Here is a 12,454-nt window from a genome sequence, read left to right on the forward strand (position 1 = left end):
GTCGAATGACATCGATAGATTGGATGAATAGAAACACAACCCAAATTAAGGAGTCACAATGAAAGCATATCAGCGTCAGTTCATCGAATTTGCTCTAGAGAAAGGTGTATTAAAGTTTGGTGAGTTCACACTGAAATCTGGTCGTAAGAGCCCATACTTCTTCAATGCTGGGCTATTTAATTCAGGTCGCGATCTTGCGCGCCTCGGCCGTTTTTACGCTGAAGCTTTGGTTGAAGCTGGTATCGACTTCGATGTGTTGTTTGGTCCTGCGTACAAAGGGATCCCAATTGCAACAACCACGGCAGTAGCATTGGCAGATCATCATGATATTGATACGCCATACTGCTTTAACCGCAAAGAAGCCAAAGATCACGGTGAAGGCGGCAACCTAGTCGGTAGTGCGCTAGAAGGTCGTATTATGTTGGTGGACGATGTGATCACCGCAGGTACTGCGATCCGTGAGTCGATGGAAATCATCAAAGCAAATGGCGCAGACTTAGCGGGTGTGTTAGTTGCGATTGACCGCCAAGAGAAAGGCAAAGGTGAGCTATCGGCTATCCAAGAAGTCGAGCGTGATTTTGGTTGTGATGTGGTATCGATTGTATCGCTAGGCGATGTGGTGACTTACTTGTCAGAGCAGGCTGGTATGGAAGCGCATCTAGAAGCGGTAAAAGCGTACCGTGCAGAATACGGCGTATAATCGAAAAATTGCTTTGCGCTAAAAGTTCAAAGGCTTGCCACTGGCAAGCCTTTGTTGTTTCTGCGTGGCAGAAATAGAATTTATCCTAGTTGGGCGCTTAGCAATGCCCAGTAATCGTCAAAGCTGTCGGTTGGCTTGTACTTAAAGCTTGAACGTACGTAGCGGTTCAGGCTGCCTTCTACTTGACCGAGCAGTTGCGCTGCAAGAATGCTTTCATCGACCGGGAAACCTTTACCTTCGCGCAGTTTGCGCTCACGCAGCACTTGGCGAATTTGGGTTTCGATACGCTCAAACAGTTGGTTGATGCGCGATTGCAGGCGGTCTTGTTCAAACATCAGTGCATGACCTGTCATGATCCTAGTCAGACCTGGGTTGCGCTCGGCAAACACCAAAATAAGCTGTAGCACCATGCGTAGGCGATTTAGGGTGTCTTTTTCTTCATCAAGAATACGGTTAATGCGGGTGGTGATGGAATCTTCAATGAATTCGATCAGGCCTTCAAACATCCGCGCTTTACTTGGGAAGTGACGGTACAGTGCGGCTTCGGAAACACCCACTTGTGCTGCCAGTTTGGCGGTAGTAATACGTTGGCTACCTTGTGCAGACTCCAGCATTTGCGCCAAAGCCTGGAGAATTTCTTCGCGGCGATTGTTTTTTTTGTTGCCTGCCATGAATAACCGTTCCTTTTCGAGATGACTACCACAGATGGTTGCTGGGTATAGAAAAACCCGCCTATCTTAACGGTGCGCTGACACAGAGAAAAGCATTAGCTACCTATAGTGACGAGTTATCGGTAAAAAATGTATATCGGCAAAAAAAACGCAACCTTAAGGCTGCGTTTTTGCATTGTTATTTTGTTTGAATACACCGTATCGCTGACAAGGATGGCGATGGAAGGTGAATTATTGACGCCCTGAGTGACCAAAACCGCCTTCACCGCGGTCGCTACTATCAAAATCAGTCACCAGATTAAACTCAGCTTGCACCACAGGGACAAACACCAACTGAGCGATACGATCGCCTGGTTCAATGGTGAAGTGATCGTGCCCACGGTTCCATACTGATACCATCAACTGACCTTGGTAATCAGAATCAATTAAGCCCACTAAGTTGCCCAGCACGATACCGTGTTTATGGCCCAAGCCTGAACGCGGCAAAATAGTCGCAGCAAGACTTGGATCGCCAATGTGGATGGCTAACCCTGTCGGTATCAGGTGAGTTTCTCCCGGCGCAACGGTTAACGCTGCATCTAGACAGGCACGGAGGTCGAGCCCAGCCGATCCTTCCGTCGCGTATGCAGGGAGGGGAAACTCGTTACCCACGCGAGGGTCTAGGATTTTAAGGTCGATCTTTTTCATGGTGTTCTCTTTAGTTGTTGCTTATAAACCACGGTAAAGCGTGGTGATTTCGTCAATCAGTTGTTTGCCTAGCTCGCTTTTTGCCGTTAGCGGCAGGGCTTTATCACCCTGAGGCCAATAAAGGTGAAGCGCGTTTTGATCGCTATTAAAGCCTTGGCCTTGTTGTGCGACATCGTTGGCACAAATGAGATCGAGGTTTTTACGGGTTAGCTTGCTTTTCGCGTATTGCTCGACATCTTGGGTTTCAGCCGCGAAGCCAACGGTGAATGGGCGTTGTTCACTCAGACCTGCCACGCTGGCAACAATATCTGGGTTCTTCACCAGCGTCAGCGTCATGGTGTCTTCGTCGCTTTGCTTTTTCATTTTTTGCTCAGCAACAGTGGCAGGGCGGAAATCAGCCACGGCAGCGCAAGCGATGAAAATATCGTGACGGGTTGCGTGTGTCATTGCTGCTTGATGCATTTCTTCTGCGCTATCGACATTAATGCGGGTGACGTTCGCTGGTGTCGCTAAGTTCACAGGGCCGCTGATCAGCGTGACCTTGGCACCACGTTCGGCGGCAGCTTGTGCAATGGCGTAACCCATTTTGCCTGAACTGTGATTCGAAATATAACGTACGGGATCGAGCGCTTCACGCGTTGGACCGGCAGTAATGGTGATCGAAAGATCGTCAAGATCCTTGGATCCTAAAAAGGCTTCTGCACGATGCACAAGATCCATCGGCTCTAACATCCGACCCGGACCAACATCACCACAAGCTTGCTCACCGCTCGCAGGGCCCCAAATATGGAAGCCACGGCGTTTAAGAGTCGCAATGTTCTCTTGGGTCGCAATATTATTGTACATCTGCTGGTTCATCGCTGGCGCAACCACGATTGGTGAGTCGGTTGCTAAGCAAAGCGTTGATAGTAAATCATTGCCCATCCCCGCGCTGATCCGTGCGATGAGATCGGCTGTTGCTGGTGCTAACAACACCATGTCAGCCCATTTGGCGAGTTCGATATGTCCCATTGACGCTTCAGCGGCAGGATCTAGCAGACTATCAGATACTGGATTGCCAGAGACGGCTTGCATCGTGAGTGGGGTAATGAACTCTTTAGCGGCTTTGGTCATCACGACCTGAACCTGCGCACCGCGCTCAATTAGACGACGGGTAAGCTCTGCACACTTGTATGCGGCGATGCCACCACTGATCCCGAGAAGTATCTTTTTTCCTGCTAGTGTTTGCATGATGTTGCCTGATTTATCCCAAAAACAAGCCTGACACGATAGCATCAAATTTGTTGCGATTCATCGGTTGAGATCAAGCCACAGCCACTGTATTCGCCGTATGTGTTGCCTGTGGCTAAGTCGCAGAAGTGTTTAAAATGCAGCACGTATTGCGTCAACTTAGGGTAGGTGGTTCCCAGTTTGTGCGTTTAGGGTTTGTGCTCTGCGAGTGGGCAGGATGTGTTAGTGGCTTACCTTAAGGGCAAAGTTATGACACTGAAAAATCTACCTGCAGAGCTACAACCCCGTGAGAAGTTACTTCAATTTGGTGCCAAGGCTTTAACCGATGCCGAATTATTAGCGATTTTTTTACGTACTGGCTTACCGGGGATCAATGTGATCCAACTGGCGCAGTTATTGCTCGAAGAATTTGGATCCTTGCGTGCGTTATTAGCAGCTGATGAGCGTGATTTTTGTCAGGTGAAGGGGCTTGGCCCAGCTAAATATGTGCAGCTACAAGCTGTGATGGAGATGAGCCATCGTCATTTGGAAGAAACCCTCAAAAAAGGCGATGCCCTGACCAGCCCACAACAAACACGGCAGTATTTGAGTCAAATTTTACGCGATCGTCATCGTGAAGTGTTCTACGTTTTATTTCTTGATAATCAACATCGTGTGATCGTTGGGGAGGTAATGTTTGAAGGTACGATCGACGCAGCTGCTGTTTATCCGCGCGAAGTTGTAAAAAGATCACTGGAACTTAATGCAGCCGCGCTCATTTTAGCGCATAATCACCCGTCAGGCGTTGCTGAACCTAGTCAGGCTGACCGTCGAATCACCCGAAAACTCACGGATGCTCTGGCATTGGTGGAAATTCGAGTGCTCGACCACTTTGTGGTGGGCGATGGGGAAATCGTTTCTTTTTCTGAACGAGGTTGGCTATAAAATAGCCAATTTTGGGCTAAAAAATGAAGAAAGGATCTGCTCGGGACTTGAGCAACTGCTTTTGACTTAGTATAATGCGCGACCTTTGATAGCTGTGGTTATATGTAAATCATTTTTTTACATCAAATGAGACCACGGTAGATATCGAGCTGAAACGATTTGGAGAAGACAGTAATGTCCCGAGTATGCCAAGTAACTGGTAAGCGTCCTGTAACGGGTAACAACCGTTCACACGCACGTAATGCCACCAAGCGTCGTTTTCTGCCGAACCTGCAAACTCATCGTTTCTGGGTAGAAAGCGAAAAACGCTTCGTTAAACTACGCCTTTCTGCGAAAGGCATGCGTATCATTGACAAGAAAGGCATCGATGCTGTTCTTGTAGATATGCGTGCTCGCGGCGAGAACGTTTAAGAGGATTTGAGTAATGGCTAAAGGCATTCGTGAGAAGATCCGCCTAGTATCATCTGCTGGTACAGGTCACTTCTACACTACCGACAAAAACAAGCGTAACATGCCAGGCAAATTCGAGATCAAAAAATTTGATCCTGTAGTTCGCAAGCACGTTATGTACAAAGAAGCTAAAATCAAGTAATTGATTTTTCACCTCTTTGATAAAAGCCCAGCTTAGTCTGGGTTTTTTTATACCTGAAATTCGCCGTTAGCAGCGCGATCTTTGATGGTATGATAACTCTTTTCTAGCAGCATCAAGCTTTGTTGTGGTGAACGCTCACCATCCAGTGATTACGGATATTGGTATAAGCTTGTGTTAAGTGGTTAGTTGGAGCTTTCAATGAAGTTATCTCGCCGTGGCTGGAACAATGTCATTATCTTTGCGGTATTGATGTTTATTGCTGCGATTCAATTGCCCCCCTTAATTAAAGAAAAGTTTGGTACGACAGTTAAAGCGACTGTCGATGAAGCCCCTTTACTTGTTCGCTTATTACCGAGTGATGCCAATATCACTCAGCTCATTCTGCCAGCCCGTCATTATCAACGAGAAGGCGAACATTGGTTGCTTGATGGTATTGCGAGTGGCGATACCGCGCCAATAATGCATTGGCGAGAGCTCACTGGCACCCCTGTGGAGCCTGAGGTGATGGCAAAGCTAAAACCACAATTAACACAGCCGACGAGCGTTGAGATATGGTTAGCGACTCAAGCTGAACCTGTGCGGGTTACTGTGTATCAGTTGCCACAGTTTTGGTTGTTACAAAACTGGCAGGCACAATGGTTGGCTGTGTCGGTTGAGCCGAGTTATTTGTTCCCAGTACCTGATACGAAAAGAGAGCAGTAATGCCTGAGTTACCGGAAGTTGAAGTCAGTCGCATGGGGATTAGCCCGCATGTGGAAGGGCAAAAGGTTAAGATCATTAAGATCCGCCAGTATCAACTACGCTGGTTGATCCCTGATGTGATCCACGATATTGAAGGGCAGGTGATCACCCATGTTACGCGTCGTGCCAAATACTTACAGCTTCATACAGAGAAAGGCACAGCAATCGTACACTTGGGAATGTCAGGAAGCTTACGAGTACTTCCTGCTGATGTGCCTGCTGAAAAGCACGATCACGTGGACTTAGTGTTGGAAAGTGGTGAGATGTTGCGTTATAACGACCCTCGTCGCTTTGGGGCTTGGTTATGGGCTGCGCCAGATACCGAGCATGAGGTGTTGGCAAAGCTTGGTCCTGAGCCGCTAGATGCACAATTTGATGCTGATTACTTGTTTGCCAAGCTGAATAAGCGACGTACCGTGATCAAACAATTGATTATGGATAATAAAATTGTTGTTGGTGTCGGTAATATCTACGCCAACGAAGCCTTATTCAGTGCTAAAATCTCTCCTCAGCGCCCAGCCTATCAAGTGACTCACCAAGAGGTAGAGGCTTTGGTGGCTGCGATTAAGGCGGTGTTAGCTTTTGCTATTAAGCAAGGGGGCACCACGCTTAAAGATTTTAAAAATGCCGACGGTAAACCGGGGTATTTTGCGCAAGAATTACAGGTGTATGGTAAAGCAGGGCAAGCGTGTCCACGGTGCGATCATACACTCAGTGAAGTGAAGATTGGTCAACGCACTACAGTGTATTGTAGTGTGTGCCAGCGATGATTTTGAATTTACTCGCAAAGCGATTAATTTTTTATTTTCAAATGGAATGATGTAATGAAAGCTATTGCTTTCATTAGGTCGTTCTATGGCATCTTTAACCGAATTAATTAGTGGTAAGTATCTATCTACCAGAAAGGATTACAATGAAATATTTAGTAACAGGCGCGGCTGGGTTTATTGGTAGTGCCGTTGTAGAGCGACTTTGTGCGCAAGGTCATCAAGTTATCGGTATCGATAACTTAAATGATTACTACGATGTGTCATTGAAAGAAGCACGTCTAGAGCGCATTGCTGATGATAATTTTACTTTCATTACCTTGGATTTAGCCGATCGTGAAGGTATCGCGACATTATTTGCTGAGCAGCAATTTGATCGCGTAATTCATTTGGCAGCGCAAGCAGGTGTGCGTTATTCGTTGGATAATCCAATGGCGTACGCTGACAGTAACTTGGTGGGGCATTTGACCATCCTTGAAGGCTGTCGCCATAACAAGGTGAAACACTTAGTCTACGCATCATCAAGCTCTGTGTATGGCTTGAATCAAAAGATGCCATTTGATACTAAAGACAGTGTTGATCACCCTATTTCTCTGTATGCTGCGACCAAAAAGTCTAACGAGTTAATGGCGCACACATACTCGCACCTTTACGGTGTGCCTACTACAGGGTTGCGCTTCTTTACTGTGTACGGCCCTTGGGGACGCCCTGATATGGCGCTGTTTAAGTTCACCAAGAAAATCATTGAAGGCGAGTCGATCGATGTTTACAACAACGGTGAGCTAAGCCGCGACTTCACTTACATTGATGATATCGTAGAAGGTATTTTGCGTATTCAAGATGTGATCCCTGAGCCAAACAGTGAGTGGAGCGTTGAAGCGGGTTCACCTGCAACGAGTTCTGCGCCGTACCGTGTGTATAACATTGGTCACGGTAGCCCTGTGAAGCTAATGGACTTCATTACAGCATTGGAAGATGCGTTAGGCATTGAAGCGAAGAAAAACTTTATGCCAATGCAGCCTGGTGATGTGTACGCGACTTATGCTGATACGCAAGATTTATTTGCGGCAACGGGTTATCAACCAGAGGTGAAAGTGACCGAAGGGGTCAAAGCCTTTGTTGATTGGTATCGTGAGTTTTACCAAAAATAAATCGCAGTTTTGCAAGAAATCAAAAGGGAAGCCAATGGCTTCCCTTTGTTGTTTATTCCCGGACGCTAGCTAGTTACTTTGTATGTAGCTTCTTCATAAGAGCATCAGTGATAAATGGGTCAACAAACTGACTGACATCGCCGTTATGCAGCGCCACTTCTTTCACTATGGTCGACGAGATGAAAGAGTTCTCTTCCGCTGGAGTGAGAAATACCGTTTCTAACTCAGGCATCAAGCGACGGTTCATGTTGGCGAGCTGGAATTCATACTCAAAATCAGAAACTGCACGCAAACCACGAACCAAGACATTGGCTTGATACTCTTTCGCAAAATCAACCAGTAAGCCAGAGAAGCCAACAATGGTGACATTGCTTAAGTGGCGCGTAATGTGCTCGGCTAGCGCGACACGCTCCTGAAGATCAAACAGCGGCTTCTTACTTGGGCTCGCCGCAATGCCAACAATCACGTGATCAAACATCGCTGCGGCACGCTCAATTAAGTCGAGGTGACCGTTAGTAATAGGATCAAAAGTGCCAGGGTAGATGACCGTGTTTTTATCCGTCATGATTCGCTCTTATTGGTAACTGATTGTTGTAAAGACCAAAGTGCAATGTACTTATTGAAGGTGTATTGCGCAATGATGATGGAAAGAAGTAAGCCGTGAGCACCATCGAGTACCCCTTTTCGCAGGAGGTAGGTTTTCAAGAAGGCACCAATCGCATGACTAAATGCACTACCAAAGCCCACTTTTTTCCCTTGCTGAAAACGATCTTGAGCCCAGTTTCTGGCATAAGTTAGTTGCTTTTGTTGAAAATCCGCAAAGTTGGTGCAGGTTTGGTGTAAGAGGTCGCCATCGAGGTTAACGACAGTTGCCCCTGTTGTGTCAACGGCTTCATGGACTAAGTTGTCGTTATAGCTGCGCTCTTGGGTTTGGTAGAGGCGCATAACGCGATCGGGATACCAGCCGCAGTGGTACATATAGCGGCCAAGGAACCAATTACGACGAGCACAACTATAAATGACATTATTTTTAATTGACTGGGTTAATACCGCTTCAATGCTGGCTTTGAGCTCTAGTGTGACGGCTTCATCGGTATCAATCATGAAGGTGTAATCACAGGTCGCGTATTGCTGGGCGATTTGACGTTGTTTGCCGTAGCCTTGCCAATCAAGGTTGCTGTATACCTTAGCGCCAAATTGAGAGGCGATCTCGGTGGTGTTATCGTCACTTCCCGAATCTAAAAGGATGATTTCATCAGCCCATTGCACGGACTCAAGACACGCATGTAAGGTAGTGGCGGCGTTCTTGGCAATCAATACAACAGATAGCGTTGCGCGATTAGTGGTTGACATGTGGTTTCTCCAGAAGTTGCGCAATGAGCTCGAGGTGTTTCGCAAGCGAGCCTTGATTAAGCTTAAGCACTTGTAAGGCGTTTCCACCTTGTGCTTTTGCTTGCTGTGGTGATTGCAGATAGCGGTTGATGGTGGTTGCTAGTGTTTGGCTGTTAGTTACCGTCTTAAGAGCATCAGCATCGGTTAACATCTGGCAGATGCTACTGAAGTTAAATGTGTGCGGCCCCATAATCAAAGGAAGACCATAAGCCGCGGGCTCTAGCGGATTGTGACCACCTCGTTCAATTAGGCTACCGCCAATAAAGGCGACATCAGCGACGCCGAACAGTGTCATGAGTTCACCCATGGTATCACCTAGCACCACTTGGTAATCATCTGCGGATACGTTAGTTGATACACTTGTTGATAGGCTCGTTTGTTCACTCTTACGGAGGTAACTAAAGCCATGTTCAGCAATGAGGGTAGCAACACTATCAAAACGCTCAGGATGGCGAGGAACCAAGACGAGCAGGGCATCGGGGGAGTGCTGCAATATCTGCTGGTGTGCAGCTAAGATGACAGCATCTTCACCGTCATGGGTACTGGCAGCGATCCACACTGGACGCTCGAAAGCCCAGCTTTGTTTTAGTTGTTGTGCTTGTTCGTACTGCTCTTTAGTGACATCGATATCAAACTTTACGCTACCGCAGACGTGCAATTTGTCTTTTGGTAGGCCGAGTTCAACATACCTGTCGCCATCGGCTTGGTATTGAGCGGCAATTAACGACATTTCGTTGAGCATTGGCGCCACAAGATTTTTGACTTTCCCATAGCCCTTGGCTGAGCGGGCGGATAGGCGGCCATTGGCGAGCATCACCGGAATTTGGCGCTTATTTAGCTGGTGGATCATGTTAGGCCAAAGCTCGGTTTCCATGACGATCGCCAGCTTAGGGCTTAAATTATCGATCAGTCGACCCATCGCAAAGGGTAGATCATAAGGCAGGTAGCAATGCTGCACGCTGTCACCAAAGCTTTTTCTTACTTGCTCCGAGCCAGTTGGTGTCATCGTGGTGATCGTGATCGGCAGCTCGGGATATGCCTGTTGCAATGCTTTGACTAACGGCACTGAGGCGATAGTTTCACCTACTGAGACCGAGTGAAGCCAGATACCGCCTTTGGCAAAAGGTGGGGCAAAGCCATAGCGTTCTTTCAATCGCTTCTTATATAATGGCGCTTTTAATGATCTGAACAGTAATCGAGCAGCAATCAGTGGCTGGATGATAAGCAATAATAGATTGTAGGTAAATTTAGCCATCAGATAGGTTTATGCGATGAATATTGAGGCTAGTTTACACAATATAGACAGGCGACGTTAGATGGAACGAAAAAATATACTCGTTATCCGCAGAGATAATATTGGTGATTTGGTATGTACCACGCCACTTTTTGAATCGATAAAAAATATAGAGCCTGAATGTAATCTTTTTGCTTACGTTAATTCAATGAATGCCTCTGTGCTTGAAGGTAATCCTTTCATTGACGAGACATTTATTTATACCAAGACCAAGCATAGAAAAGATAATCAAAGTGTGTTGGCAACCTATATTGAGCGCTTTTCACAATTACTCAAATTACGCCTAAAAGGTGTAGATGTTGCGATTTTGGCAAATCCTCAACCTTGTAAGCAAAGCTTAAAAGTGGCCAAGTTGGTCGGCGCGAAAAAAATCATAGGCGCCAACATACAGGGTGAAAATTGTTTAACGCATTCTTTTATGCCTGAAGATTTTTCAGGAAAACATCAAGTAGAACATGTTCATAGTTACTTAACGGCGTTAACCGAGCAGGTGCCGAGCATTCCTACTAATAAAATTTTCCCTGTTGATGATGAAGTGCAGCGTTTACAAACACAGTTGTCTCATTTAGATATCACTAAACCAGTTGTTGGAATTCATATTAGTGTACGTCGCCCCGATAGCCGCTGGCCGATTGAGCGCTATGTTACTTTGATGCAGAAAATTACCGAGCAAGAGAGTGATACGCAGTTTTTGCTGTTTTGGGCTCCAGAAAAAGCGGAAGATAACTCAGATAAAGGCGATTCATTAAGAGCCAAAGAATTATTAGCACAATGTGAGGGGCTTAATGTTAGCCCGGTGCCAACAGCCTCTATTGAAGAGCTGAAGGCGGGATTTTCATTGTGTAGCAGTATAATTTGTAGCGATGGTGGTCCAATGCATTTAGCGGCGGCTTTAGATAAAAAACTGCTGGTGTTTTTTGGTAAAACCCCAGTTGATCACTGGCACCCATGGTGTGAGCATTATCAAATTCTGCAAACTGACGATGGTAAAGCTTCTTCCGTATCTGTCGATATGGCTTATAAGCATTGGAACGAGTTAATGAGTAACTAAATGAAAGCGCAATTAGCTGAAGATAAAATGACGAAAAGTCAGCTGTTTTTATTATCTATCGTGTCACTATTGGCAATAGTAATGCCGTTAGGTGATGCTGGTGGCTTAATTACTGTGTGTTTAGCCGTTGGCGGTTTGGTGGCTTTTTTTAATAAAGACGCGATGAAAGCATGCCGTTGGGTATTAATTATTTGGGGTGTTTATAGTTTACTTTATGGTTTATCAGCCTTATGGAGCGTCGTGCCAAAGATGGTGATCGGTGATCTGCGTAAAGAAAACCTCTACACCGTCTTTGCATTTGCGCTGAGTTTTGCTGCTTTTTATAAAGCCAAAGAAAAGAGTAAAGATGTTTTTATTTATGCTGTCTTGTTTGGCGGGGTTATTTTATCTGCGATGCAGATGATTGACCATTTCGGTATTCAAGTCCAGGTATTAACGGCGTTTACCCAAAAGCATTTACCTGGTGTGGGTGATGCCTCAACCTTACTTGTGTTGTTCTTTGCTTTGAGCTTTTACTTGTTTGTCACTAAGCAAAAAACAAAGATCTGTGTGGGCGTGCTATATCAAGTATTGATTGTTTATGCAGCGTTTCTAACTCAAAACCGGATGGCGTTTGTTTGCTTTGCGCTAATCTATGCTGTTTACGTGTTCGGCATAGTATGGCGTTTGAGTATCGCTAGACGTACAGTTATTGTTGCTGTCATGCTACCGCTTGCAGCTACATTGTTCTTTTTTGGTTTTGGCTTAAAAGCGCACCAGCATCAAAATGCTTTTGAGCAAGTTGAGTCGGTATCTAAACACGATCCTCGATTATATATGTGGGACTTTTACTTAGATAAAGCATTCGAAAGCCCAGTTCTTGGTTATGGTGCGGGATATGCGATGCCACGGGAAACGTTTAAAGGTGAGTTCCCAAGTAACTTTAACCATTTGAATAAGATTCATGCGCATAATGTATTGTTAAATAAGCAATTGCAGATGGGTGTTATTGGCTTAGCCCTGTTTATGTTGCTATACGGTTTGGCGTTTAAAAAATCAGTGCTACCGTTTAAACACGACCAAATAACTGTGGTTGCTTTGCTTGTTTTTGTCGGCTATTTTGCCAAGAGCATGACGGATGATTTCTTTATCCGAAATTCACTCTTGTTATTTTGGATTCTGATTGGCTTCTTTATGAATGCGAACAGGGTCGAAGAAAGTAAATAACTCAGTCGTTATTGGATTGAATAGTAACCAGTAACCCGCAAAAAAGAG

15 protein-coding genes are annotated in these 12,454 nt (G+C 45.8%); 9 read left to right on the forward strand and 6 right to left on the reverse strand.

Annotation, left to right across the window (positions count from 1 at the left end; all coding sequences use genetic code 11):
* Nucleotides 1-58: 58 nt before the first annotated feature.
* Nucleotides 59-700, forward strand: coding sequence for an orotate phosphoribosyltransferase (gene pyrE, locus A3K86_RS08635; protein WP_068330498.1), 642 nt, complete (start codon nucleotides 59-61; stop codon nucleotides 698-700).
* 80 nt (nucleotides 701-780) lie between these two features.
* Here the strand turns inward: pyrE and slmA are convergent, their stop codons facing one another.
* From slmA to coaBC, 3 genes are all read right to left on the reverse strand, one after another.
* The gene (gene slmA, locus A3K86_RS08640) at nucleotides 781-1,371 is read right to left on the reverse strand and encodes a nucleoid occlusion factor SlmA (protein WP_068330499.1); all 591 of its coding nucleotides are present in this window, start codon (nucleotides 1,369-1,371) and stop codon (nucleotides 781-783) included.
* Nucleotides 1,372-1,602: 231 nt separating this feature from the next.
* Nucleotides 1,603-2,058 (reverse strand): dUTP diphosphatase, encoded by a 456-nt coding sequence (dut, locus tag A3K86_RS22645; RefSeq protein ID WP_068330500.1) that lies wholly within the window; start codon nucleotides 2,056-2,058, stop codon nucleotides 1,603-1,605.
* A 21-nt stretch (nucleotides 2,059-2,079) separates the two neighbouring features.
* Complete coding sequence (coaBC, locus tag A3K86_RS08650; protein WP_068330501.1) at nucleotides 2,080-3,288, reverse strand: bifunctional phosphopantothenoylcysteine decarboxylase/phosphopantothenate--cysteine ligase CoaBC; 1,209 nt, start codon at nucleotides 3,286-3,288, stop codon at nucleotides 2,080-2,082.
* 249 nt (nucleotides 3,289-3,537) lie between these two features.
* On the opposite strand from coaBC, the gene radC reads away from it, so the two are divergent.
* The 6 genes from radC to A3K86_RS08680 all read left to right on the forward strand — a co-directional run bounded on the left by radC (nucleotide 3,538) and on the right by A3K86_RS08680 (nucleotide 7,463).
* Entirely contained in the window at nucleotides 3,538-4,212 is a 675-nt protein-coding gene (gene radC / locus A3K86_RS08655; protein WP_068330607.1) for a RadC family protein, read from the forward strand.
* Between the two features lie 174 nt (nucleotides 4,213-4,386).
* Entirely contained in the window at nucleotides 4,387-4,623 is a 237-nt protein-coding gene (gene rpmB / locus A3K86_RS08660) for a 50S ribosomal protein L28 (protein WP_005302534.1), read from the forward strand.
* Nucleotides 4,624-4,636: 13 nt separating this feature from the next.
* Complete coding sequence (gene rpmG, locus A3K86_RS08665; protein WP_004405486.1) at nucleotides 4,637-4,804, forward strand: 50S ribosomal protein L33; 168 nt, start codon at nucleotides 4,637-4,639, stop codon at nucleotides 4,802-4,804.
* Nucleotides 4,805-5,002: 198 nt separating this feature from the next.
* Entirely contained in the window at nucleotides 5,003-5,506 is a 504-nt protein-coding gene (locus A3K86_RS08670; protein WP_068330502.1) for a hypothetical protein, read from the forward strand.
* Nucleotides 5,506-6,315, forward strand: a complete 810-nt coding sequence (mutM, locus tag A3K86_RS08675) for a bifunctional DNA-formamidopyrimidine glycosylase/DNA-(apurinic or apyrimidinic site) lyase (RefSeq protein ID WP_068330503.1) — start codon at nucleotides 5,506-5,508, stop codon at nucleotides 6,313-6,315. Before A3K86_RS08670 ends, mutM begins: the two co-directional genes overlap by 1 nt.
* A 143-nt stretch (nucleotides 6,316-6,458) precedes the next feature.
* Complete coding sequence (locus A3K86_RS08680; protein WP_068330504.1) at nucleotides 6,459-7,463, forward strand: NAD-dependent epimerase; 1,005 nt, start codon at nucleotides 6,459-6,461, stop codon at nucleotides 7,461-7,463.
* 73 nt (nucleotides 7,464-7,536) lie between these two features.
* On the opposite strand, the gene coaD is transcribed toward A3K86_RS08680, so the two are convergent.
* Genes coaD through waaA form a run of 3 tightly spaced genes read right to left on the reverse strand, consistent with a single transcriptional unit; the run spans nucleotide 7,537 to nucleotide 10,110 of the window.
* Nucleotides 7,537-8,028, reverse strand: coding sequence for a pantetheine-phosphate adenylyltransferase (gene coaD, locus A3K86_RS08685; protein WP_068330505.1), 492 nt, complete (start codon nucleotides 8,026-8,028; stop codon nucleotides 7,537-7,539).
* Nucleotides 8,025-8,816, reverse strand: a complete 792-nt coding sequence (locus tag A3K86_RS08690; RefSeq protein WP_068330506.1) for a glycosyltransferase family 2 protein — start codon at nucleotides 8,814-8,816, stop codon at nucleotides 8,025-8,027. The genes coaD and A3K86_RS08690 overlap by 4 nt, the downstream gene beginning before the upstream one ends.
* Nucleotides 8,803-10,110, reverse strand: coding sequence for a lipid IV(A) 3-deoxy-D-manno-octulosonic acid transferase (waaA, locus tag A3K86_RS08695; protein ID WP_068330507.1), 1,308 nt, complete (start codon nucleotides 10,108-10,110; stop codon nucleotides 8,803-8,805). Before waaA ends, A3K86_RS08690 begins: the two co-directional genes overlap by 14 nt.
* Nucleotides 10,111-10,171: 61 nt before the next feature.
* Here waaA and A3K86_RS08700 point away from each other — a divergent pair, with 61 nt between their 5' ends.
* Nucleotides 10,172-11,200, forward strand: coding sequence for a glycosyltransferase family 9 protein (locus A3K86_RS08700; protein ID WP_068330508.1), 1,029 nt, complete (start codon nucleotides 10,172-10,174; stop codon nucleotides 11,198-11,200).
* Nucleotides 11,201-12,406, forward strand: coding sequence for an O-antigen ligase family protein (locus A3K86_RS08705; RefSeq protein WP_068330509.1), 1,206 nt, complete (start codon nucleotides 11,201-11,203; stop codon nucleotides 12,404-12,406). It begins immediately after the preceding gene.
* The last annotated feature ends 48 nt before the right edge of the window (nucleotides 12,407-12,454 follow it).

It is taken from the genome of Photobacterium jeanii (assembly GCF_001650345.1).
Lineage (GTDB): Bacteria > Pseudomonadota > Gammaproteobacteria > Enterobacterales > Vibrionaceae > Photobacterium > Photobacterium jeanii.

Coding starts and splice junctions, on each gene's coding strand:
- pyrE (WP_068330498.1), top strand. CDS start 59: ATGAAAGCATATCAGCGTCAGTTCATCGAATTTGCTCTAGAGAAAGGT.
- slmA (WP_068330499.1), bottom strand. CDS start 1,371: ATGGCAGGCAACAAAAAAAACAATCGCCGCGAAGAAATTCTCCAGGCT.
- dut (WP_068330500.1), bottom strand. CDS start 2,058: ATGAAAAAGATCGACCTTAAAATCCTAGACCCTCGCGTGGGTAACGAG.
- coaBC (WP_068330501.1), bottom strand. CDS start 3,288: ATGCAAACACTAGCAGGAAAAAAGATACTTCTCGGGATCAGTGGTGGC.
- radC (WP_068330607.1), top strand. CDS start 3,538: ATGACACTGAAAAATCTACCTGCAGAGCTACAACCCCGTGAGAAGTTA.
- rpmB (WP_005302534.1), top strand. CDS start 4,387: ATGTCCCGAGTATGCCAAGTAACTGGTAAGCGTCCTGTAACGGGTAAC.
- rpmG (WP_004405486.1), top strand. CDS start 4,637: ATGGCTAAAGGCATTCGTGAGAAGATCCGCCTAGTATCATCTGCTGGT.
- A3K86_RS08670 (WP_068330502.1), top strand. CDS start 5,003: ATGAAGTTATCTCGCCGTGGCTGGAACAATGTCATTATCTTTGCGGTA.
- mutM (WP_068330503.1), top strand. CDS start 5,506: ATGCCTGAGTTACCGGAAGTTGAAGTCAGTCGCATGGGGATTAGCCCG.
- A3K86_RS08680 (WP_068330504.1), top strand. CDS start 6,459: ATGAAATATTTAGTAACAGGCGCGGCTGGGTTTATTGGTAGTGCCGTT.
- coaD (WP_068330505.1), bottom strand. CDS start 8,028: ATGACGGATAAAAACACGGTCATCTACCCTGGCACTTTTGATCCTATT.
- A3K86_RS08690 (WP_068330506.1), bottom strand. CDS start 8,816: ATGTCAACCACTAATCGCGCAACGCTATCTGTTGTATTGATTGCCAAG.
- waaA (WP_068330507.1), bottom strand. CDS start 10,110: ATGGCTAAATTTACCTACAATCTATTATTGCTTATCATCCAGCCACTG.
- A3K86_RS08700 (WP_068330508.1), top strand. CDS start 10,172: ATGGAACGAAAAAATATACTCGTTATCCGCAGAGATAATATTGGTGAT.
- A3K86_RS08705 (WP_068330509.1), top strand. CDS start 11,201: ATGAAAGCGCAATTAGCTGAAGATAAAATGACGAAAAGTCAGCTGTTT.